19 protein-coding genes and 1 pseudogene are annotated in these 21961 nt (G+C 71.7%); 11 read left to right on the plus strand and 9 right to left on the minus strand.

The window, feature by feature from the left end; translation table 11 throughout:
- The first annotated feature begins 35 nt into the window (after nucleotides 1-35).
- From caldi_RS03880 to caldi_RS03900, 5 genes are read left to right on the plus strand one after another with little or no spacing between them, the layout of a single operon-like run.
- On the plus strand, nucleotides 36-2081 hold the full coding sequence (locus caldi_RS03880; protein ID WP_264843798.1) for a tetratricopeptide repeat protein: 2046 nt from the start codon (nucleotides 36-38) through the stop codon (nucleotides 2079-2081).
- A complete protein-coding gene (locus caldi_RS03885) occupies nucleotides 2035-3675 on the plus strand; it encodes a glycosyltransferase (protein ID WP_264843799.1) in 1641 nt (546 codons plus the stop codon). Before caldi_RS03880 ends, caldi_RS03885 begins: the two co-directional genes overlap by 47 nt.
- Before the next feature lies 1 nt (nucleotide 3676).
- A complete protein-coding gene (locus tag caldi_RS03890; RefSeq protein WP_264843800.1) occupies nucleotides 3677-5728 on the plus strand; it encodes a tetratricopeptide repeat-containing glycosyltransferase family 2 protein in 2052 nt (683 codons plus the stop codon).
- A complete protein-coding gene (locus tag caldi_RS03895) occupies nucleotides 5712-7145 on the plus strand; it encodes a glycosyltransferase (RefSeq protein ID WP_264843801.1) in 1434 nt (477 codons plus the stop codon). Before caldi_RS03890 ends, caldi_RS03895 begins: the two co-directional genes overlap by 17 nt.
- A 5-nt stretch (nucleotides 7146-7150) precedes the next feature.
- Nucleotides 7151-8533, plus strand: a complete 1383-nt coding sequence (locus caldi_RS03900; RefSeq protein ID WP_264843802.1) for a glycosyltransferase — start codon at nucleotides 7151-7153, stop codon at nucleotides 8531-8533.
- On the opposite strand, the gene caldi_RS03905 is transcribed toward caldi_RS03900, so the two are convergent.
- The 3 genes from caldi_RS03905 to caldi_RS03915 form a co-directional block, all read right to left on the minus strand.
- Nucleotides 8485-9126, minus strand: a complete 642-nt coding sequence (locus caldi_RS03905; protein ID WP_264843803.1) for a hypothetical protein — start codon at nucleotides 9124-9126, stop codon at nucleotides 8485-8487. The two genes, caldi_RS03900 and caldi_RS03905, sit on opposite strands and share 49 nt — an antisense overlap.
- 139 nt (nucleotides 9127-9265) lie before the next feature.
- Nucleotides 9266-9853, minus strand: a complete 588-nt coding sequence (locus caldi_RS03910; protein ID WP_264843804.1) for a hypothetical protein — start codon at nucleotides 9851-9853, stop codon at nucleotides 9266-9268.
- Nucleotides 9854-9976: 123 nt separating this feature from the next.
- Nucleotides 9977-10474: a hypothetical protein gene (locus caldi_RS03915; RefSeq protein WP_264843805.1), complete on the minus strand. Its 498-nt coding sequence runs from the start codon at nucleotides 10472-10474 to the stop codon at nucleotides 9977-9979.
- A 336-nt stretch (nucleotides 10475-10810) separates the two neighbouring features.
- On the opposite strand from caldi_RS03915, the gene caldi_RS03920 reads away from it, so the two are divergent.
- Nucleotides 10811-11695 (plus strand): class I SAM-dependent methyltransferase, encoded by an 885-nt coding sequence (locus caldi_RS03920; RefSeq protein ID WP_264843806.1) that lies wholly within the window; start codon nucleotides 10811-10813, stop codon nucleotides 11693-11695.
- A complete protein-coding gene (cutA, locus tag caldi_RS03925) occupies nucleotides 11692-12015 on the plus strand; it encodes a divalent-cation tolerance protein CutA (protein ID WP_264843807.1) in 324 nt (107 codons plus the stop codon). The genes caldi_RS03920 and cutA overlap by 4 nt, the downstream gene beginning before the upstream one ends.
- Here the strand turns inward: cutA and caldi_RS03930 are convergent.
- Together caldi_RS03930 and caldi_RS17715 are read right to left on the minus strand one after the other, a co-directional pair.
- Nucleotides 12012-12746, minus strand: coding sequence for a DUF72 domain-containing protein (locus caldi_RS03930; protein ID WP_264843808.1), 735 nt, complete (start codon nucleotides 12744-12746; stop codon nucleotides 12012-12014). The genes cutA and caldi_RS03930 overlap by 4 nt on opposite strands.
- A 65-nt stretch (nucleotides 12747-12811) precedes the next feature.
- Nucleotides 12812-13126 (minus strand): annotated as a pseudogene (locus caldi_RS17715) (nucleotidyltransferase family protein); the annotation flags it as partial.
- Nucleotides 13127-13396: 270 nt separating this feature from the next.
- Between caldi_RS17715 and caldi_RS03935 the strand changes: the two are divergent.
- From caldi_RS03935 to caldi_RS03950, 4 genes are read left to right on the plus strand one after another with little or no spacing between them, the layout of a single operon-like run.
- Nucleotides 13397-14143, plus strand: a complete 747-nt coding sequence (locus caldi_RS03935; RefSeq protein ID WP_264843809.1) for a FadR/GntR family transcriptional regulator — start codon at nucleotides 13397-13399, stop codon at nucleotides 14141-14143.
- Nucleotides 14144-14183: 40 nt separating this feature from the next.
- Nucleotides 14184-14906, plus strand: coding sequence for a (Fe-S)-binding protein (locus caldi_RS03940; RefSeq protein WP_319951819.1), 723 nt, complete (start codon nucleotides 14184-14186; stop codon nucleotides 14904-14906).
- Complete coding sequence (locus caldi_RS03945; RefSeq protein ID WP_264843811.1) at nucleotides 14906-16369, plus strand: LutB/LldF family L-lactate oxidation iron-sulfur protein; 1464 nt, start codon at nucleotides 14906-14908, stop codon at nucleotides 16367-16369. The genes caldi_RS03940 and caldi_RS03945 overlap by 1 nt, the downstream gene beginning before the upstream one ends.
- Nucleotides 16366-17112, plus strand: a complete 747-nt coding sequence (locus tag caldi_RS03950) for a LutC/YkgG family protein (protein ID WP_264843812.1) — start codon at nucleotides 16366-16368, stop codon at nucleotides 17110-17112. Before caldi_RS03945 ends, caldi_RS03950 begins: the two co-directional genes overlap by 4 nt.
- A 429-nt stretch (nucleotides 17113-17541) precedes the next feature.
- Here caldi_RS03950 and caldi_RS03955 read toward each other — a convergent pair whose 3' ends face one another.
- The 4 genes from caldi_RS03955 to caldi_RS03970 all read right to left on the minus strand — a co-directional run bounded on the left by caldi_RS03955 (nucleotide 17542) and on the right by caldi_RS03970 (nucleotide 21960).
- Nucleotides 17542-18174 (minus strand): cell wall hydrolase, encoded by a 633-nt coding sequence (locus caldi_RS03955; RefSeq protein WP_264843813.1) that lies wholly within the window; start codon nucleotides 18172-18174, stop codon nucleotides 17542-17544.
- Between the two features lie 189 nt (nucleotides 18175-18363).
- On the minus strand, nucleotides 18364-19281 hold the full coding sequence (locus tag caldi_RS03960) for an ABC transporter permease (RefSeq protein ID WP_264843814.1): 918 nt from the start codon (nucleotides 19279-19281) through the stop codon (nucleotides 18364-18366).
- 1 nt (nucleotide 19282) lies between these two features.
- On the minus strand, nucleotides 19283-20398 hold the full coding sequence (locus caldi_RS03965) for an ABC transporter permease (protein ID WP_264843815.1): 1116 nt from the start codon (nucleotides 20396-20398) through the stop codon (nucleotides 19283-19285).
- A complete protein-coding gene (locus tag caldi_RS03970) occupies nucleotides 20395-21960 on the minus strand; it encodes an ABC transporter ATP-binding protein (RefSeq protein WP_264843816.1) in 1566 nt (521 codons plus the stop codon). The genes caldi_RS03965 and caldi_RS03970 overlap by 4 nt, the downstream gene beginning before the upstream one ends.
- Nucleotide 21961 lies beyond the last annotated feature (1 nt).

Raw genomic sequence — 21961 nt, forward strand, 5'->3', positions numbered from 1 at the left:
GCATGGAGTTTCCGCCGCGCGGAGGTGATGATGCCTTGGCGGGTGCGCGCGCCCGGATCAGCCTCTGCGTGCTCGCCAGTGACGCCGCCGGGCTTTCCCGCTGCCTCCGCAGCGCGGCAGCGCTCGTCGACGAGGTCGTGGTACTGGCCGGGAACGGTTCCAGGGCGATCCGGCAACTTGTCGGCGCCTACGGGGGCCGGCTCGTGTCCGGCACCTGGGCGGACGACTTCTCGGCCGCACGGAACCGGTTGCTCGACCATGCGCACGGGGACTGGGTGCTCTTCCTGGACGACGACGAAGAGCTGCACGAGCCCGAACCGTCCACGCTGGCGGGCTTGCTCACGGAGACGGCCAGGGGGTACTACGTCCCTGTCCTGAGCCCCCTGGGTGATGGGGCCGAGGCAGAGCTCGAGCACCAGCTACGGCTTTTCCGGCGCAGTCCTGAGCACCGTTACGTGGGCATCTGCTGCGAGGAACTGACCGGGGACTGGTCGCCGGCCAGCCCGGGGGTGCACGTGGCGCCCCTGCTGGTCTGGCACCATGGTTACGTAGGAAACGGACTCGTCTCTCGCACCCGGCGGAAAGTGCAGTTGCTCGAGGCACAGGCGGGCCAGCCCGATGGCCACCGGAGCCTGTGCCTGGGACGTGAGTGGGCACGTCTGGGTCGGTACGCGGAGGCAGCCGGCCATCTCCGCCGTGCGGTCGAGTTGCTCGACGTACAGAGCCGGAACTGGGCACGGGCCTGCCGGGAACTCGCCTCGGCCCTCGTGGAGCAAGGGCTCTACGACGAGGCGCTCGCGCTGCTGGAACGGGGGGTGGAGAGGCACCCGCTGGCCAGCGACCTCTGGTTCCTGCTCGGGAGTGCGGCCGCGCGGCTGGGACGCCACAACCTGGCGATGGCCGCGTTCGGCCGTTGCCTCCAGCTGGGACAGGGCAGCTGGTTCTACGACCCCTCCCCGGGAGTCGGCGACTACAAGGCGGCGCACGCGCTCGGGCTGGTCCACGAGTGCCTGGGGCAGACCGATCGGAGCCTGGACCTCTACCGGACGGCCATGAGAGCGGGCTCTGGTTTCACCGAGCCCCTCTACCGCATAGCGACGATCCTGGGGACCGATCCGCGGAGAAACGCCCTGGCTCCAGCCCTCCTGCGCACCCTGGGAAAGACGTGGCGGACCGCTACGTCCGAGGACCTGCGTCTCGTGGCGGACGTGCTCGGCACGCAGGGTCGCTGGCGCGAGGCGGTCGAGTGCCTGGAGCGGTCCCTGGCGGCGATCACCGGGGCCGAAGGGGCGCTATTGCGGGGCATCTGCCTCGCCATGCTCGGCCGCGTGGACGAGGCAACCGCGGCCCTGACCCAGGTTCCGCCCGGCTCGCCCCTCCGGGGCAAAGCGCTGCTCCGCCTCCTCGCCTTGGACTGGATCCGTGGCGACTGGGCGCGGGCCGAAGCGACCCGCCGGGAGCTGGGCGAGGCGGGGGTCACGGAGCCGGTCCAGAAGGCGGCGGAGCTGGCCCACCGGCTGCTGGAACGCGGTGCGGTGTGGGGTACCCTGGGGATCGATCCGGATGCGTCCGCGGCGATGGGCAACGCACTCCTTCTCTGGATCGAGGTCCTGCTGGCGGCAGGTCGGGTGTCGGAGGCAGAACGCCTCGGGGCGCTGATCGGCGCCCTGGCCTGGCCCCCGGGTCCTGCCAGGCTGGCCGTGGTCGCGGCCCGCTGGGGCCACCCGGAAGTCGTGCGCCCCTTCGAGCAGCGTCTGCGCGCCGCTGCCGTCCCGGAGGCGGCCGAGGCCTGCCTGGCGCTTGCTCGCGCCCACCGGCGGTCCGGGCGGCGAGGGGCGGCAGCCTGGTATCTCGCCAGCATCCGCGGGGGCTCGCCGCTCGTCGCGCCGTATGTCGAACTTGCGAATCTGCTCCGGACGGCGGCGCGGGCGGTCGCCCGCGCGCGCTCGGCCGGGTCCTGCGCCACGGCGGCCGCCGTCCGGAGGGGTTCCCGCCGCGCTCCGAGACAGCCGGCCGGACACGGGGGTGAGGAGCATGGCCGGAAGCCGGCCCGAGATCAGCCTCTGCATGATCGTCCGTGACGAGGCCGAATGCCTGCCGCGCTGCCTGGAGAGCGTTCAGGGCGTGGCGGACGAGATCGTCGTGGTAGATACCGGGTCGGTCGATGACACGGTCGAGATCGCTCGCCGGAGCGGCGCCCGGGTGGAGCACTTCCCGTGGAACGGTGACTTCGCTTCTGCTCGGAACCGGAGCCTCGACCTGGCCACCGGCGAGTGGATCCTCGTCCTGGACGCGGACGAAGAGCTGCACCCCGACGACCGCCACGGCATCCGATCCCTTGTGCGCCAGACCGGTGCCGAGGGGTTTCTCGTCCGCATCGTCAACCGGCTCGACAGCGCGGTTCCGTGGGCGGAGGAAACGAGCGTCAACGTCCGCCTGTTCCGTAACCGCCCCGAGTACCGGTTCACGGGCATCCTGCACGAGCAGATCGCAGAGAACATCGTGCGGGCGCGCCCGGGTGCCCGGCTCGAGCCCTGCGCCCTGCGGATCCTGCACTACGGGTACCAGCAGGAGGTGGTGGCCCGCAAGGAGAAGCGCCTGCGCAACCTCGCCCTGGCGAGGGAGGCAGTGACCCGGGCGCCGGAGGACGCCTTCCTCCGCTTCAACCTCGGCGTCGAGTACCTGCGGCTGGAACGGTACGAAGACGCCCTGGCCGAACTGGAGGCGGCCTGGCGGCTACACGCCCGGGGAGCCCTGTGGGCTTCCAAGCTCGTCAAGAGCCTCCTCGTGTGCCTGCTGCGGCTCGGCAGGCACCAGGACGTCCTGGCGCGGGCGGAGGCGAGCCAGGCCGAGTTCCCGGACTTCACCGACCTCGTCTTCCTGCGCGGGGTAGCCCTCTTCGAGCTGAAGCGTCACGCCGAGGCGGTCGGCGTGTTCCACCAGTGCCTGGCCATGGGTCCGGCCCCGTGTCCGCCGTATTCGGGGGTGGAGCCCGCACTGGGCGGGTGCAAGACGCACCTCGCGCTGGGGATGGTGTACGAGGCCATGGGGCGGCTCCCCGACGCGGTCCGGCACTACCACCAGGCGGCGGTGCTCGGGGGTGGATGGCACGAGCCGCTCGGGCGGCTCGCCGCGCTTCTCATCCCCCGCGAGGACCTGGCGGCGGTCCGCGGATACCTGGAGCCGTTCTTCGATCTCGGGCAGCCCTCCCAGCGGGTGGCGCTGGCGAACCTCTTCTTCACCCATGGCCGTTACGACGTGGCGTTGCAGTACCTGGGGCCGCCCGACCCGGAAGACGGCGGTGCCGGCGGAGCCGCCGCCCTTCTCCGGGGCCGCTGCCTGGCGAAGGTGGGGCAGTACGAGGAAGCGCTGGCCGCGTTCCGGTCCGTTCCCCCCGAGAGCCCCTTGCACCGTGAAGCCCTCGTCCACACGGCATTCTGCTGCTGGTGCCTGGACCGGCCACGGGCCGCCCGGGCCGCCGTCCGAAAGCTCGGCGGGCGGGACGAGGACTACCTGGCGGTCGCCCGGCTGTTCTACTCCGAGGCGGAGGAAATCCTGTCGGAGGGCCTGCGGCGGTTCCCCGAGTCGACGCTCCTGCAAGAGACCCTCGTGGCGCTGCGCGAGGAGATCGCCGACCTGGAGCGTCCGGCGCGACCGGCGTCCGGGGACGATTGAGATGCCGCCGCGCGTGTCGCTCTGCATGATCGTACGGGACGAGGCCGAGGCACTCGCCCGGTGCCTGCGGAGTGCCCAGGGCGCCTACGACGAACTGGTCGTCGTGGATACCGGGTCCGTCGACGACAGCCCCGCCGTCGCGCGCCGGTTCGGTGCCCGGGTGCTCCGCTTCCCCTGGTGCGATGACTTCGCCGCAGCGCGCAATCACGGCCTGGAGCGGGCCCGGGGTGACTGGCTGCTGTGGCTGGACGCCGACGACGAGCTGCCGCCGGGAACGGCCGGCCGCCTGCGCGAGCTGGTCGCGGAGGGCGGCCCGGAGGGCTATTTCTTCCCGACCGTCAGCTTCCTGGGCGGCGGGCTCAGCGACCGTTCCGTCACGTGCCTTCACCTGCGCCTCTTCCGCAACCGGCCGCACCACCGGTTCCGCGGAGCCATCCACGAGCAGGTCACCTGCGATCCCGGGTCCTGCGCCGTCCGTCAGGACATCCGGGTCCTGCACCACGGTTACCGGCAGCACCCGGAGCGGCTGCGGGCGAAGGCGGAGCGCAACCGCCGGATCCTGCTCCAGCAGCTGCGCCGCTACCCGGGCAGCCCGTGGTACCTGTACCACCTCGGCACGGAATACCTGCGCCTCGGGCACCCGGATCGGGCCATCACCTGTTACCGGGAGGCCCGCAAGAGGGCCCTCCGGGAGGGTCTGGTCCTGCCCGAGCTGTGGAAGAAGCTCGCCGCCGTCCTGTCGGAGCACGGCGATCCGGGTGAGGCGGAGGAGATCGTCGCCGAAGGACTGGGCCTCTTTCCGGAGTACACGGACCTCGAGTTCGTCGCCGGAACCGTCGCCCACCGCCAGGGGCGCCTCGGCGACGCCCTCAGGCACTTCCGCCGGTGTCTGGCGATGGGCGACGCCCCGGTCACCTTTCCCAGGGAGGACGGCCTGGGCGGGTGCCGTGCCCTCCATGCCGCCGGGCTGGTCCACTTCGACCTGGGGAACTACCCGGCGGCCTTCGAACTCGCCCTCGCCGCGCTGGCCCGTGGCCCCGCTGACACGGAGACCCTCGGTCTCGCCGTGGAGGCCCTCTCCAGCCATCTGGACGGGCGCGAGCTCGTACGGCGGCTGGAGACCCGCCTGGAGGTCACCCCGGAAGTGGCCTGGCTGCTGGTACAGCTCCTCGCGCGAGTGGGCGCGTACCGGGCGGCCCTCTACTTCCTCCCGCGCAGCACTCCGGCCGCGCCGGCCGCGGCCCGGGCCCTCCTCGCCGGAATCTGCCATCTGGGTGCGGGAGAGCCCTCGCGCAGCGAGACGTCCTTCCTGGAGGCCCGCGAGGCGGGCGCACCGGCGGAGGAGGTGAACCGCTACCTGGCCCTCGTGCACGGGTGCGCCGGCCGGCGGGACCCGGCTGGGTGGCAGGCACTGGCGCCCTCCCCTCAGGCGAGGCTGGAGCTCGCCGAGAAGCTGCTCGAACTTGGCCGTGCCCGCACCGGTCTCCGCATCTTGCGGGAGGTGGTGGCAGGGGGGGAGGTCAGCCTGCGTCTGGAGGCCGGGAAGGCGTGTCTCCGGCGCGGGCGGTACCGGGAAGCGTGCCGGCTCCTGCTCGGCGTTCCGTCACCACGGCCGGACGAGGTGCGCGTGGACCTCTCCCTGGCTGCCGCTGGGGCAGGCAGGGTCGCGTTCGCCCGACGCCTCCTCGCTGAGACGGATCCGCGCCGGTGCAGGTTCGAGACCGTCTGTGCCCTCGCCTGGTCGCTCCTGACGGCCGCCCGGGCAGTGCTGGGGGCGGCCCCCGCCACGGCCGCACGGTGTCGGGACAGGAAGGCGCGGCTCGACCGGCTTCCGATCTGGCGCTGGTCCGTCTTGCGGCCGGTCGGCGGGAAGCGGCCGTGGCGGGTGCGGAAGGGGAACCCGCGCCGGGGCCGGGGCGGGCGGCAGGGGGGTGCGGTGGATGACGGGCGCCTCGGAGACGGCCAGGCGGCCGCGGCTATCGCTTTGCATGATCGTCCGCGACGAGGAGGCAAATCTCCCAAGATGCTTGAAGAGCGTGGAAGGGGTGTATGACGACCTGGTGATCGTCGACACGGGCTCGCGGGACCGGACCGTGGAGGCCGCGCGGGCCTGCGGGGCCCGGGTGCTGTCCTTTCCGTGGCGGGACGACTTCAGCGCAGCGCGCAACCACGCCCTCGACCACGCGACCGGCGAGTGGGTTCTGTGGCTCGACGCCGACGACGAGGTCGTGCCGGAGGACCGCGGAAAGATCCGCCCCCTCCTGGCGGACCCGGCGTGCGCAGGGTACTTCTTCTACACGCTCAGCCTCGTTCATCCAGGGGTCCCCTCCGTTCACGTCCGGAACGTGCATCTGCGGCTGTTCCGGCGCACCGCGGAACACCGGTTCGTCGGAGCCATCCACGAGTACGTGACGACGGGGGCCGGGCGCTACGGCACGGCCGGCGTCCGGATCCTCCATCACGGCTATCTTCCGGGTGAACTCGCCGCGAAGGACAAGACGGGCCGGAACCTCCGGATCCTCAGGCGTCTGGTCGAGGACGAGCCGGGGAACGCTCTCTGGCACTACTACCTGGGATGTGAACTGTGCCGCGCCGGGGACTGGACGGGTGCCGCGGCGAGCTTCGGGCGCGCCAGGGAAGTGCTGGGAGAGTCGGCCGGCTGGGCGCCGGACCTGTGGCGCCGGTCGGCGATCTGCCGAATGCACCTGGGCCAGCACCGCGAGGCACTGGCCGAGCTCCAGGAGGGCATCGCCCGCCACCCCGACTACACGGACCTGCACTTCCTCCTCGGGCTTCTGTGGCATCGCCTCGCGCGCTACGGAGACGCGCTGGCGGCCCTCCGCCGTGCCCTGGAGATGGGCGAGCCCCCTCCCTGGTACACGCACGACCACGGGACAGGCGGGTTCCGGGCGCTGACGGCACTCGCTCAGGTGCACTACGATCTGGGCAACTACCCCGAGGCGGCGCACGCCTGCCTCGAGGCGCTCCGGCGCCAGCCGGACTACCCGGGCCCCTTGCCCGTCCTGGTAGGCGCCCTGTGGGCCATGCACCCGCCCCGGAAGGCCAGTGCCCTGCTCGCTGCCTTCGTGAGAGATCTGCGACTGGCCCCCGCCCCGCGAGTCGCCCTCTGCACACGCGTGGCGGCCGCCCTCCACGAGGTGGGCGCGCATGCCGCCTGCCTGGAGTGGCTCGGTGCTCACCCGCGCCGGAGCCGACACGACGGTGCCGGCCCGCCGGAGGCCGTGGCTCTTCGGGCTCGCGCGCTGGCGGCACTGGGTCGCTCCCTCGTCCGGCCCCGCACACCGCCGCCGGCTCCCGGTCTGCCCGCGGCCCTGGTCCGCCGGGCCGGGCGCCTGCGCGCGGCAGCCCTGGCCGTCCTCGACCGGTCCGGATCTCCCGTCCTGCGGGCGCTCGCCCGGGCGGCCGGACGTAGGCGCCCTGGTCCCCTGCGGGTCTGGTCGGGAGGATGAGCACCATGCGCCTGACCCTGTGCGTGATCGCGCGGGACGAGGAGGAGAACCTGCCGCGCTGCCTGGCGAGCGTCTCCGAGGTGGTGGACGAGATCGTGGTGGTGGACACCGGCTCCCGGGACCGCACCCGTGAGGTGGCGGAGGCGGCAGGCGCCCGGGTCGCCTTCTACCTGTGGGACGGCTCGTTCAGCGCCGCCCGCAACCTCGCCCTCGATCTGGCGACCGGTGACTGGGTCCTCATGCTCGACGCGGACGAGGAACTGCACCCCGGCGACCGGGACTCGATCCGGCCCCTGCTGGCTGGCGAGGCCGAAGGGTACTTCTTCACCGTTCTCAGCTACCTCGGGCCGCGTCCGGGAGCCGACGTCCTCCGCGACGCCCGGCTGTGCCTGTTCCGGCGCCGACCGGGCTACCGTTACGAACGACGCCTCCACGAGGACATCGCCGGCAGCATCCTTTCCGCCCGGCCCGGCGCGGTTCTGGCTCACGCTGCAGTCCGTGTGCTGCACTACGGGTACCTGGACCCCTCCCTCGCCCGGCGGGCCAAGGCGGAGCGGAACCGCGCGGTCCTGCTGGCAGCGCTGCGGGAGACGCCGGACGATCCCTTCCTCCTGTACAGCCTCGCCGCGGAAGCCATGGGCCAGGGCGAGGCGGCCATGGCGCTCGACCTGCTGCGCGAGGCAGGGCGCCGCGCGGACCGGGGTGCTCCCTGGTATCCGGACTGGGTGAAGAAGACGGCCGTGTGCCTCATCGAGCTGGGGCGGCTCGACGAGGCCAGGGAGGTGCTGAATCACGGGGTGGAGGCGTTCCGCGACTTCACGGACCTGCGGTTCCTCCTGGGCGTCCTCCACGTGCGAAGGGGGGACACCGGTGAGGCGGAGGCTTGCTTCGAGGAGTGCCTCCGCCTTGGCGAAGCACCGGTGGGCTACGCCTCGTGGGAGGGGGTGGGTACGTTCCGAGCTTGGGCTGCCCTCGGGAGCCTGGCGGAATCGAGGAACGACTACCAGGCGGCCGTCCGTTGCTACGCCGCCGCGCTGAGTCAACGCCACGACTTCGGCCCGGCCCTGGGGAGACTCTGCCGGATCCTCGCCCGGGTGGCACCACGTCAGGCAACGGCGTGGATCGCCCGCTACTTCGACCTGTCGCACGAGGCGACGGCCATCACGTTGGCCCGCGTCCTCGAAGCCGCCGGCGCCCCGGGGCTCGCGGGTCGGGTCCTGCGGGTGGCCCTGAACGTCACCGGCCGGGCGGGGACGCCGGCGCTCGCCGCCGGGTTCGCCGCACTGCGGCGCCGCCAGGCCGCGGCTTGGCTCGGTGGCCCGGTTCCGGGACGGCCGCCTCACACGGACCCGCCCTCCGTGCCCCGACGGGCCAGCGGCGTTCCGTGACGGGAGGCCCCTCCGACCGGGTAGTACCGGCCCGGCCGGTCCGCCGTGGCCCTGTAAGATCGCACGGGACGGCCCCGCGATGCCGTGTCCCCGGGGTCTCCCCACTGTACCGTCAGCGTTGCTGGTGGCGGGCTGCCGCCCGGGACCGGGCCGGTCTCGCCGCCTGCGACCGGCAGCGGCACGGCAGCGACCCGCGATGGCGGCCCGTCCGGGGCGGCCCCGGGGGGATCGCCGGCGGTGGTCAGTTCCACGACAAGGGGAAGTGCGGCCACCAGTCCGACGCCCGGCGCCGGCTCGACGTGTACGGGACCGGCCTCGACGGTCCGGGCGACCACGCCGGCCCCGGGACCTGCGGGCAGCGGCAGGACACAGCGGAAGGGGGCCGAGTAGCGGACAACCCGCTCGCCGGCCGGGTCGCGGAACACCAAGAGGAGGCCCAGCGTTCCCTCTGCGGTCGCCTGCCGGTCGCGGGCACAGGGAGACAGGCGCAGATGTGTACCGTCGCGGTCCCAGCGTATGTCCGCCAGATTCTCGCCGGGTTGTCCGAACCCGTCTGTTCGGATCACGACCTCTACCCGCCCGCGGCACTTCATACCCGCTCACCTCCTGTCGCGATCACCCTATGCGCCGGCCCCCGGCAGCGCCTCTTCCGCCGCCGGGGGTTCCCGGGGGCCGCGGTGAAGGCCACCGGGCAGTACCGGTGGCCTTCACCACGGGGATGCTGGACAGGGATCAGGAGCCGGTGAACGGCGTGGTGACCCGGTCGGCCACGCTGGACGGCGCCAGAACCACCTTCACCGCTCGGTCCTGGCAGATGGACACGTCGAACGCGCCGACGTCGAGGGTGGCCTGCACGGCGGTGCCCCCGCCGATGATGGTGGCCCCGCTGACCGTGGCGCTCGGCGGCGGGCTGGAGAGCGCGCAGTCCGTGCCGGAACCCAGGTTGTCGGTGAAGTCGGTGTCGACCTGGCAGGTGATGAAGTTGCCGTTCGATAGCTGCAGGAAGAACGCCGACCGGATGGTGAGCGTGAACTGGCCGTTGAAGCACGTCGAGCTGAGCGGGAAGGCGGTGGAGAAGAGCACGGCGACGATGGTGGTTCCGGGCGGCAGCGTGGGGCTGCAGGTGATGGTGGTGGGGGGCGGATCGTAGCTGCAGCGGCGCCGGATCTTGGTCCGGCAGAGCTGGACGATGTCCAGCGTGCCCGGGGTGAGGACGCCGGTCTCGGTGGTGTCCACGCAGACCGTCGGGGTGATCGGTGGGTCGGCGTCACTATGGAAGATCTGGATCTCGCCACCCGCGAGCGGCGGAACGGCACTCATCCAACCACTCCTTTCGGAAGTCCCGTCTCATACTTATGTAGAGCGCTCCACACCCGTTCCTTCGCAGGCTGGGGCCGCGCAGCGAGGCAGAGGAGACGGCCCGGCACCTTGGCCGGGCCGCATTCACCACGTGATCGAGATGTGGACCGGACGGCGCAGCCTGCACCGCCAGGGCAGGACGTGGAGTGTGCCGGTGACCAAACACGGGTCCGCTGGGTCGACCGTGGTGCCCTCGAGCTGAACGGCGGGAGTGTCGGCGTCGACCCCGTCCGCCGGGCCGAGGTGTGCCCTCAGGACGACGTCTTGTGCCAGCATCGCCGGGCGATCCGACGTCTCGAAGGCCAGAAGGACCTTCACCGTCAGCTCGAGGCAGCCCGAATCGGGAATCCACCGCATCGGGCGGAGGGGGGTCGCCTCCGCGTGGAGGATGCGGAGGACGGGGCGGTCGTGCCGGTACGTCATGGCGAACTGTTGGGAGCGGAAGGCTTCGTGGAACTCGAGCCACAGGTTGGCCGTGATGCGGGGCGACGGCGGCCCGCCGGGTGATTCGCCGGGAAACGGGCTCGCGGCGGGCGCGAAGGGCGACTCGGCGCCCCCGGCCTGATGAATCTCGATACGCATCCGGATTCTCCTCGGACTCGGCGCGTCGCCGGTGGCCAATGTGAGGCACCGGCAAGGAGCAGGGAGTCTCGGCGTGTGGGACCGCTTCGGCCGGAGTTCGGACGATCTGCGTCCCGACGCTTCCTGCAGCGGCCCAAGCGCCACCGACTCCCGACCGGGCACGGATACGTAACCGTCGAGGCGCGCAGCCCCCACGGATGATCTCCTCGTCGTGCAGGATTCCAGCCGGTGCCCGTGCTACCCTATGCGTATGGAAACCCGGTGTACGCGCGGCGGACATCCACCGGCCGTTCCCGGGTGCATGCGCTGCTGTGCGGCTGGAAGGGGGGACGGCGTTTGTCCCAGACAGCGCCCCGACCGGAGCGCCGGCACCCGAAGAACCAGCTGAACGACCTCACCGGGCGGGAGTGGCTGCGCTTCACCCGCACCTGGTTCGTCCACGACCCGCCGCCCCGCAGCCGGGAGGAGCTGGAGCACCCCGCCAAGTACCCCGAGGGGCTGGTGACCGACTTCCTGCGGTTCTTCACCAAGGCCGGGGAGTGGGTCCTGGATCCCTTCTGCGGGGTCGGGTCGACGCTCGTAGCGGCCGCCCGGTCCGGGCGCAGCGGTGTCGGGATCGAACTGGTTCCCGCGTTCGCGGCCGTCGCCCGGCGCCGAGTGGCAGCCGAGGCTGCCGGCACCCGGCAACTCGTGGCGGAGGGCGACGCCGTCCGTCTTCCGGAGGTGCTGGGGCGGCTCCGGCAGGCCCACCCGGAGGTACCTGCGCGCTTCGACTTCACCATGACCTCCCCGCCGTACTGGGACATGCTGTCGAAGAGCCGGGGCGGCGTGGAGTCGGTGCACAAGCGGCGAGCGAAGCGCGGCCTGGCCACCACGTACTCGGACCACCCGGACGACCTCGGCAACCGGCCTGACTACGGCTCGTTCCTGGCCGCCCTCGGCGAGGTGTTCCGGCACGTCTACGCTCTCACCCGCCCGGGGCGCTACCTGGTGGTGGTCGCCCAGAACATGCGCACCCCTGCAGGCGCCGTGCAGCCCTTCGCCTGGGACCTCGTGCGCGAGCTGACCGAGCGGGGCCCCTGGGTGTTCCACGGCGAAAGGATCTGGTGTCAGGACTCGAAGCCCCTGGGCATCTGGGGCTACCCCAAGGTCTTTGTCCCGAACTATCACCATCACTACTGCCTGATCTTCTACAAGCCGGAGGGAGGTCGTGACCCGTGACCGACGTGTTCCTCGTGTACGTCACCACTTCGAACGAGGAGGAAGCGGCGCGGATCGGCCGTCAGGTGGTGGAGGAGCGGCTCGCCGCCTGCGCCAACGTCGTGCCCGGCGTCCGCTCCTTCTACCACTGGGAGGGGCGCCTCGTGGAGGACGGTGAGGCCCTGCTGCTGCTCAAGGCCCACCGCGAGCGCCTGGACGACCTCATCGCGCGCGTGAAGGCCCTGCACAGCTACACGGTCCCGGCCGTGAACGCCGTCCCCATCGAGCGCGGGAACCCGGACTACCTCCGCTGGGTGGCTGAGGAAACCGTGGGGCGCTAACCACCGCCCAGCAGCGCTTGAAATCGGGCTGCGTCGGCGGCCATGGACACGTTGTTGAACAGGACCCACGCCGGCGGGCGAATGAGCCCGCGCAACCGGTTCAGATCGGCGTCAGTGTACCGGTAGCCGTAGCCGCCGACCCCGTGCAGGCGGAGGTACTGCAGGTCACCCCATACCGGTTGCGCCACGAAGGGGTCCACGGCGTGGACCAGGTCCAACTCCCGGCACAGGTCCCGGACCACCTCCTCCGGCCATGGCCCGCGGGGCTCCCAGGCCAGCACGAAGGGGCCCCGTTCGGCGTCGCGCAGGAAGCGGCGCATCCGTGTGAGGTTCTCTTGCGTAGGTCGGAAGGAGGCCGGGGTCTGGAGGAGCACGAGGCGCGCCCCGAGGATCCGGGCCGCTCGTACGGTTTCCCTCCACGCGTCTTCCACTTCCGGGGTCCCCTGCAGCGAGCCGTACGCTTCCTTGCAGCCGGGCAGGGGCCGGCGGAGGCGACGGTAAGTCGGGGACGATGCCGGGTGGGTGACGAGCTGCCACGCCTTCATCGTGAACACGAAGCCCTCCGGCGCTGCTTCCCGCCACCGGACCAGCGTGGCCTCACGCGGCGGGTCATAGAAGGTCTGCTGGATTTCCACAATCGGGTACCGCCGAACGTAGTCGGCCTGCCGGAGCGCCCAGCCGCAGCAGCCGACCAGGACGTCTTTCGGCCTGAAGCCGTCCGGTTCGTCCATCGTGCCTGTCGCACCTGTCCTAATGGTGTCTGGCTGGTTTCCAACCACGCGAGGACGTGGCGGGCGAATTCCGTCAGGTGGCCAAGTCGTTCCCGCAGGATCTGGTGCAGTTCGTCGGGGGTGACTTCCGCGTAAAGGTGTACCAGACGGTTCCGGGAACCTGCCATGCCACGGATGTCGATGTAAGTGCTGGCCTCTCGCCAGCGCCGGTCGTCAGGAGAGAACAGCGCCGCCACGTCCACGTCGCTGTCCGGTCCTGCGGTCTCCGACGCCACCGAACCGAAGAGGTACAGAGCGAGGAGACGGTGGTCGCGTGCAACCCGGGACAGACATTCCCGGTCGATCCGTCGCATGCCGCGTCTCCTCCCGACGCCAGCCATGCTTTCATATTACCACAACATGGTGTTGCTGCCAACCGTCACCTCGCCACGGTGCCTGCCACGTGTCGCACCGGTGCAGAGTAACGCAGTACACGCACCGTACGAGAGCTCGTGACGGATCGACCGCCGTACGGCCGGAGGCCGCCGTTCGGACGAAGCCGGCGTGCCAAGGCAGGACTGCGAATCGTCAAGGCGAATCTTTTCTCCGTGTCCACGGCCAGGTGGTCAGACCAGCCCGCCAGTGCGGCGCACGAGGGCAGGGAGGCCGCGGTGACCCGGTTCGAGCGGATCACGAGCCAGCGCATCTACCAGCAGATCGTCGACCAGATCTCCCGGATGATCCGGGAGGGCGTACTCCGGCCGGGCGACCGGCTTCCCCCCGAGCGCCAGCTGGCCGAAGCGTTCGGGGTCAGCCGCGCCGCCGTGCGTGAGGCGCTGTCGGCGCTGAGCATGACCGGGCTCCTCGAGGTGCGCCCGGGAGAGGGCACCTTCATCCGCAGCGCCACGCCGGAAGTGCTGATCGGCCCGCTCGCGACGCTCCTGACCATGGAGCGCGACGAGGCCGTGGGGCGGGAACTGCTGGAGATCCGGATGGCGCTGGAGGCGGACAGCGCCTTCCTGGCGGCCCAGCGGTGGGAGCCGGAGGACCTGGTTGCGATCGAGACCGCTCTGCAGGCGATGGAGGACGAGCACCGGTCGGGGCAGCTGGGCGCTGCGGCCGACTGGCAGTTCCACTACGCGATCGCCGGGGCGTCCGGCAACGGGCTCCTGCTGCAGATCATGCGGACGCTCAGCGAGAGCATGCGGGAGTCGCTCGAGGCCTACCGCCGGCGGCTCCTCCGCATCCCCTCGATGGGCGAGCGCCTGCTCGCCGAGCACCGCGGGATCCTGGAGGCCATCCGGGACCGCGACGCGCCGCTCGCCCGCGAGCGGATGCGGGCGCACATCGAGGGCGTGGAGCGGACCCTGTACCACCAGGCGTCGGAAACCACAGGCACCGGTGACCCGGAGCGCTGACCGGGTCGGCCGGGACGAGAAGGCGGGATGCCGGTTGCGCGTGGCCCTGTTCATCACCTGCCTCGGCGACCTGTTCTTTCCCCGGGCCGGCATGGCGGTGGTCAAGCTTCTCGAACACCTCGGGGTGGAGGTGACCTTCCCGGAGGGGCAGACCTGCTGCGGCCAGCCGCAGTGGAACAGCGGCTACCCGGAGGCGGCGGCCGCACTCGCCCGTCACTTCCTGGACGTGTTCGACGGGGCCGACTACATCGTGAGCCCGTCCGGGTCGTGCGCGAGCATGGTGCAGCACTACTACCCCGAGATCTTCCGTGACGACCCGGCCCGGCTCGATCGCACCCGGCAGATCTCCGGCCGGATCTACGAGTTCACCCAGTTCCTCGTCGAGGTGCTGGGGGTGGAGGACCTGGGCGCCCGCTACCCGGCCCGCGCCACCTACCACCAGTCCTGCCACATGACTCGCCTCCTGGGGGTGGAGGAGCCGCCCCTGCGCCTCCTGCGCAACGTGCGCGACCTGGAGCTGGTGCCCCTCGAACACCCCGAGCTGTGCTGCGGCTTCGGCGGTACCTTCTCGGTGAAGTCCCCGGAGGTCTCCGTGGCGATGGCCGACGAGAAGCTGGACGACGTGACCCGCACGGGAGCGGACCTCCTCGTGGGGGCGGACCCGTCGTGCCTGCTCCACCTGGCGGGCCGGGCGCACCGGCGCCGGCTTCCCCTGAAGATCATGCACGTGGCCGAGGTCCTGGCCGAGGGGGTGGGGCTGTGATGGCCGGGGGCACCTTCCGGGCCCGCGCCCGCAAGGCGCTGGAGAACCCCCGGCTCCGCCGCGCCGTGCGGGTGACCATGAACAACTTCATGAGCGCCCGCCGGGCGGCGATGGCCGAGCTCGCCCAGCTGGCCCGGGAGGGCCTGGCCCTGGGCGACTTTGCGGCCATGCGGGAGCGGGCGCGGGCCATCAAGCAGCACACGCTCGACCACCTGGACCACTACCTCGCCCGGGCGGCGACCGCCATCGGGGAGCGGGGCGGCCACGTCCACTTCGCCGCCGGGGCGCACGAGGTCGGCGAGATCGTGCGCGAGATCGCCCGCCGGCGCGGGGTGACGCTGGCCGTCAAGTCCAAGTCGATGGCCACCGAGGAGGTCCACCTCAACCGTGCGCTGCAGGCGGACGGCATCGAGGTCGTCGAGACCGACCTGGGCGAGTACATCATCCAGCTGGCGGGTGAGACCCCGTCGCACATCGTCGGGCCGGCGATCCACAAGACCCGGGAGGAGATCGCCCAGCTGTTCGGCCGGGTGGTGGGTCGGGAGCTCAGCACCGACACGCCCACCCTGACCGGCGTGGCCCGCCAGGTGCTGCGGGAGAAGTTCGTCCGCGCCGGCATGGGCATCAGCGGAGCCAACTTCGTGGTGGCGGAGACGGGGACGCTCTGCATCGTCACCAACGAGGGCAACGGCCGGCTGGTGACCTCCGCGCCGCCCGTGCACGTGGCAGTGGTCGGGATCGAGAAGCTGGTCCCCACCCTGGCCGACCTCTACGTGTTCCTCGGCCTGCTCGCCCGCAGCAGCACCGGGCAGAAGATCAGCGTCTACACCCACATGATCACGGGACCCAGGCGGCCCGGCGAGGCCGACGGCCCCGAGGAGCTGCACGTGATCTTCCTGGACGCCGGCCGTTCGGACATCCTCGGGACCGAGTACCAGGAGGTGCTGCACTGCATCCGCTGCGGCGCCTGCCTGAACCACTGCCCCGTGTACCGGCAGACCGGTGGCCACGCCTACGGCGCGGTGTACAGCGGACCCGTCGGCACCGTGCTCACGCCGCTCCTGGGCGAGTTCCGGGACTGGAAGGACCTTCCCGCCGAGGCCTGCAGCCTGTGTGCGGCGTGCTGGGAGGCCTGCCCGGTGGGGATCCCGCTCCACGACCTCATCTTGAAGCACCGGCAGAAGACGGCGCGCGAGGGCCTGGACCAGAGCGGCCTGGGCGGGCCGCTGCGCCTTGGGGCCGCTGCCTGGACGAAGCCGTGGGCGTACCGGCTGTCGGTGCGGGTGGGGCGGCTGGCGCTGCGCTGGTTCGCCCGTGAGGAGGAGGGCGGCCGGCGGTGGGCGGTGAAGGCCCCGGGCCCCCTGCGCGCCTGGACCGAGGGCCGGGACCTGCCGGCGCCGCCGGAGAAGAGCTTCCGCGAGCTCTGGGCGGAACACCTGCGGGAAAGGGGGCAGCGGGCGTGACGGAGCGGGCGGAGATGCTGGCGAGGATCGCCCGGCGCCTGGGCCAGCCGGCCCCGCGTGACCAGGTGGCGTGGGACCCGCGGGCGTCCCTGCCGGAGCGCCCGCCGTCGATCCCCGCGGCGGAGCTGGTCCGGCGGTTCGTGGCACAGCTCGGGAGGCTGGGCGGCAAGGCCATCCGGGTGGCTGCCGACGCCGAGGCGGTCGACTACGTGCTCTCGGTGGTCGCGCCGGACGTGGTGGCGGCGGGCCGCGGCATCCCCCCCTCGCCTCCGGCGGGGGGAGAGGCTCAGGGCGCAGCGGCGCCCGGCCCCGTCCTCCTCTGGGATGACCCGCTGCTGACCCGGCTCGAGCTGGCGGCGGCGCTGGCCTCGCGCGGGGTCGAGGTCTCGGTGTGGCGTCCGGACCTGGGCCCCGCCGCCCTCAAGGAGCTGGCGGCCCGCGCCCGGGCCGGCGTCACCGGCGCCTGGTGGGGGGTGGCGGAGACCGGCAGCATCGCCCTGCCGGCAGGCCCCGGGCGAGGGCGCCTCGTGAGCCTCTTGCCGCGTACCCACATCGCGGTCCTGCCGGAGAGCCGGCTGGTGCCGTCGGTGGCCGAGCTCTTCCGCCACCTGGTGGAGGAACCGGACCTGCCGTCCTCGCTGGCGCTGGCCACGGGCCCGAGCCGCAGCGCCGACATCGAGAACGACCTCAGCATCGGGGTGCACGGTCCCGCGGACGTGCACGTGGTCATCGTGCCGGGCTAGTCGACGGAGTGGGGCCGGCAGCAGGGTCGGAGCCCAGGCACCTGGCGGCGACCTGGCCCGACCGCCGCCCGGCGCGGCCCGACCCAAGGCGGGACCCGGGCGCGCCCGGACCTGGGGCGGCCACCGGCCAGAAGTGCAGAAGAGGAACCGCTGGCAGCTGCGTCGCGGTTCCTCTTTTGCACTTCAATCGGGGAAGCGTGCCCCGCGGTCCGGGGTCTTGACCCTGCGGGTCGACATAAGACCAAACCCCGCGGCCTTCTGCCCCGTCCTCCTGACCCCATTCGCCCTCGGATGTGCAGAACAGGAGCCACGACGAAGACGCCAGCGGACCCTGTTCTGCACTTCGTTCCGCACGATAGCACCCCGTGCCGCCTGGGTGAACGCGAGTCGTGTGCGTACGGTCCGGCCCGGCGGGCAGGCCTGCCGTGCTCAGAACGTGAACCGGTGCCGGCCGATCGTCACTGCGTGCGGGCGCCCCCACAGGAACTTGTTCTTCGTCTTCGCGGGGTTGAAGAAGAACAGCGCACCGCCGGTGGGGTCCCAGCCCCGCTCGGCGTCGCGGACCGCCCGGTACGCCGTCGCCGTGGGCTTCTGGAACGCCGTGCCGATCAGGACGGATTCGAACTGCCGCCCACCGCCCTCCATGATCACGCCGCGGACGGTGTCAGGGAAGTGCGGGCTCCTCACCCGGTTGAGGATCACCGCGGCCACCGCCACCTGGCCCTTGTAGGGCTCGCCGCCGGCCTCCGCCGTGACGACACGGGCCAGGAGGTCACGGTCCGCCGGCGAGAGGTGCACCCGGCCCGTCGCCTGGCCGGCGCCATCCGCCCCGCGCCCGGACGGGATGACCAGCCGCTGGCCCGGGTAGATGAGGTCGTCCCACTCCCCGTTGGCCCGTCGCAGCGCCGTGACCGTGGTGCCGAAGCGCCGGCTGATCTTCCACAGGCTGTCGCCCCGCCGCACGCGGTACACCGTGTGCGCCGAGGCCGGAGCCGCCGCGACCGACAGCGTGAACAGGAGGGTCATCACCCCGGTGAGGATGGTGCGCCCGATGCGTCGCATGCTGTCGCCTCCCTTGCTGCGTGTATCGGTGGGTCGGGCAGAAGCGACATACCTTTGGACGTCCACAAAGTTGCCGGTTCGAGTGTACAAGCTCACACCGTGCGTGCCTACCCTGAAGTTGCTGGCGCGAATGGAAAGAGGCCGGACCCTGCAGGGCCCGGCCCCGTGTCCGGCGAGAGGCGTGGGCGCCTAGCGTTCCTCCCGGTCGTACGGCAGCCCGTCGGCGGCCGGCGGCGTCGCCCGGCGCACGACCCCGCTCAGGACGGCGATCGTCAGAACGTAGGGGATCATCTTGATGAACTGGTACGGGACGGCCGAACCCGCCTCGACCGCCCGGAAGCTGACGGCTTCCGCCAGCCCGAAGAGAAGGGCGGCGATCAGGGCGCCGGCCGGGTTCCAGTTGCCGAAGATCATCGCCGCCAGGGCGATGAACCCCCGCCCCTGAGTCATCCCTTCCACGTACATGCCCACGTGTTCCATGGCCAGGTACGCCCCGGCGAGGCCCGCCAGGACGCCGCTCAGGATCACACCCGCGTACCGCATGGCGAAGACGTTCACGCCGAGGGTGTCCGCCGCGAGCGGATTCTCGCCGCACGCACGCAGCCGGAGCCCGAACACGGTGCGGTTCAGGACCCAGGCGCTGAGCGGCACCAGGGCGAAGGGAAGCACCAGCAGTGGAGACAGCCCGGTCACGAGCGGGTGCAGCGCCGGCACCCGGTCGAGGAGCGGGATGTCGAAGGGCGTGAACTTGGGGACGTGCGGGGTGGTGGTCGCCATCTTGAAGATCGTGATGCTGGAGAACCGGGCCACGCCGTAGGCCAGGAGGTTGAGGGCCACTCCGCTCACGATCTGGTCGACCCGGAAGGTGACGGTGGCGAGCGCGTGGAGAAGGGCGAAGGCCACGGCGGCGGCCACGGCCCAGACGACCCCGGCCACGGGACCGTGAAAGTACGCGCCCGTGGCCCCCCAGAAGGCGCCCATGATCATCATGCCTTCGAGGCCGATGTTCACGATCCCGCCGCGCTCCGAGTACACCGCGCCCAGCGCGGCCAGCAGGATGGGCACGCTCATGCGCAAGGCGGAGGCGACGATCTCCAGGACGGCCATGTCAGGACACCGCCTCCTTCTTCTGCTGGCGCCGGACGTAGCGGGTCATGAGCTCGACCGCCACCACGATGGAGAGCACCATGACGCCCTGGATGATGGCGATGGCGTCCATCGGCACCCCCTGGAGCGCCTGCACGCCCTCGGCGCCCCGGTCCAGGAAACCGAACAGCAGGGCGGACAGGACGATCCCGAGCGGGTGGTTCTTGCCGAGAAGGGCCACGGCGATGCCGTTGAAGCCATAGTTCTTGGGAAAGTCGATGTCCAGGTAGCCGATGTACGACAGCAGCGGGCTGAGCCCGGTGAGTCCGGCCACCGCGCCGCTCAGGAGGAACGTGCGCAAGAGCACCCGCCGCGTGTCGATCCCCGCCGCCTCCGCGGCGTCTGCCCCGAGCCCCACCGCCCGCACCTCGTAACCGAAGGGGGTACGCCAGAGGAGGTAGTAGAACCCGACCGCCAGGAGGAGGGCGAGGGGGAAGAACCAGTTCAGGTACACGTGCCGGGGCAACTCGACCCCGAGGCCGGCGAGCAGGCCGTGGAGCGTCGGCATCCGGGCCGACTCGGCGATGTGCGGCGTGCGCACCTGGGGGCTTCCCAGGCCCATGAAGAGCTTCTGCCCCCGGTCCATGTAAAGGTCCGCTACGAAGTAGTGCACCAGCGAGTAGGCGATGTAGTTCATCATGATCGTGGTGATGACCTCGTGCACGCCCCGGCGCACCTTGAGCCAGATCGGGAGGAGCGCCCACAGGGCCCCGCCGGCCATCCCCAGGGCGATGACCAGCGGCAGGTGCACCGCGGCAGGAAGGCCCCGGAGGCCGAACCCGGCCCAGGCAGCCAGCATGGCGCCGATGAAGTACTGGCCCTCCACCCCGATGTTGAACAGCCCCGCACGGAATCCGAGGGCCACGGCCAGCCCGGAGAAGATGAGGGGGGTGGAGCGGAAGAGGATCGCGGCCACGCTGTCGAACCGCTGGAAGCTGAACCGGAACATGCCCGCGTAGACCGCGACCGGGTTCTTGCCGATCCCTGCCAGGATGACTGAGCCCACGAGGCTTGCGAACAGGATTGCCACCAGCGGTGTCAGGGCCTCCAGGATGATTAGGCGCCAGCTCGTCTTCACGGCCCGTCCCCACCCTTCGTGCCGGCCGGCACCGTGGTCCGGGCGGCCCCGAGCATGTAGCGGCCGACCTCCGCGGGGTCGACCTCGTCGGGGCGGAACTCGGCGACCAGCTGGCCGCCGTACATGACCCCCACCCGGTCGGCGAGGGACAGCACCTGGTCCAGGTCCGCGGAGGTCAGCAGCACGGCCTTTCCGGCGGCACGGGCCGCCAGGAGCTGCCGCTCCACGAACTCGGTGGCCCCCACGTCCAGCCCGCGGGTGGGCTGGGAGGCCACGATGAGGCGGGGGCTGTCGGTCAGTTCCCGGGCGAGGATGAGCTTTTGCTGGTTGCCGCCGGAGAGGCTGAGGGCGGGGAGGTCGACCGAGCTGAGGCGGATGTCGTACTCGGCGGCCAGGCGCCGGGCGTGCTCGGCGGCGCCCGCCACGGCGAGGAGCCCCCGGCGGGTGAACCGGGTCCGGTGCCTCCCCAGGATCAGGTTCTCCCACGCTGCCATGGGCAGGACCATGCCCCGCCGGTGGCGGTCCTCGGGGATGTACGCCACGCCCAGGGACCGGATCTCCCGCACGGAAAGCCCGGCGACGTCCCGCCCCGCCAGGCGGACGTGCCCGGCGAGCGGGCGCCGGAGCCCGACGATGGCCTCCACGAGCTCCGTCTGCCCGTTGCCCTCGATGCCGGTGAGGCCGTAGATCTCGCCTTCCCGTACGTGGAGGGACACGTCCCGCACGGCGGGCTGCCCGCCGCGCCCGGGCACGACGAGCTCTTGGACCTCCAGCAATACCCCGCCGGGGCGGACGGGCTCCTTCTGCCGCTGGAGCAGGACAGGGCGGCCCACCATCATCTGGGCGAGCGCCGCGGCCGTCGTGGAGGCGGCCGGCACGGTCCCCACCACCCGCCCCCGGCGGAGCACGGTGATCCGGTCGGCGATGCGGAGCACCTCCTCGAGCTTGTGGGCGATCAGGACGATGGCCTTGCCCTGCTCGCGGAGGCGGGCGAGGTTGCGGAAGAGCTCGTCGACCTCCTGGGGCGCCAGGACGGCGGTGGGCTCGTCCAGGATGAGGGTCTCCGCGCCGCGCAGCAGCATCTTGAGGATCTCCACCCGCTGCTGCTCGCCCACCGACAGGCCGGCGACCACGGCGTCGGGGTCGAGGGAGAAGTCGTACTGGCGGCACACCGCCCGCACCCGTTCCCGGGCCGCGGCCCAGTCCAGCAGCCCGTGGCGGCCCACCTCCGCCCCGAGCACGATGTTCTCGACCACGGTGAACCGGGGGATGAGCATGAAGTGCTGGTGCACCACGCCGATCCCCAGTGCGATGGCCCGCCGCGGCCCGTCGATCCGCACGGGCTTGCCGCCCACCCGGATCTCCCCCGCATCGGGCTGGTAGAGGCCCGTCAGGATCTTTACCAGGGTGCTCTTGCCCGCCCCGTTCTCGCCGACCAGGGCATGAACCTCGCCGGGGAACACGTCGAGGTCGACCCGGTCGTTGGCGGTGATGCCGGGAAAGCGTTTCGTGAGGCCGCGGACCTGGATCACCGGCGCCGCGGCGGTGCGGGGTTCCGACATC

Origin of the sequence: Caldinitratiruptor microaerophilus (genome assembly GCF_025999835.1) — a bacterium.
In the GTDB taxonomy this organism is placed as follows: Bacteria; Bacillota; Sulfobacillia; order Symbiobacteriales; family ZC4RG38; genus Caldinitratiruptor; species Caldinitratiruptor microaerophilus.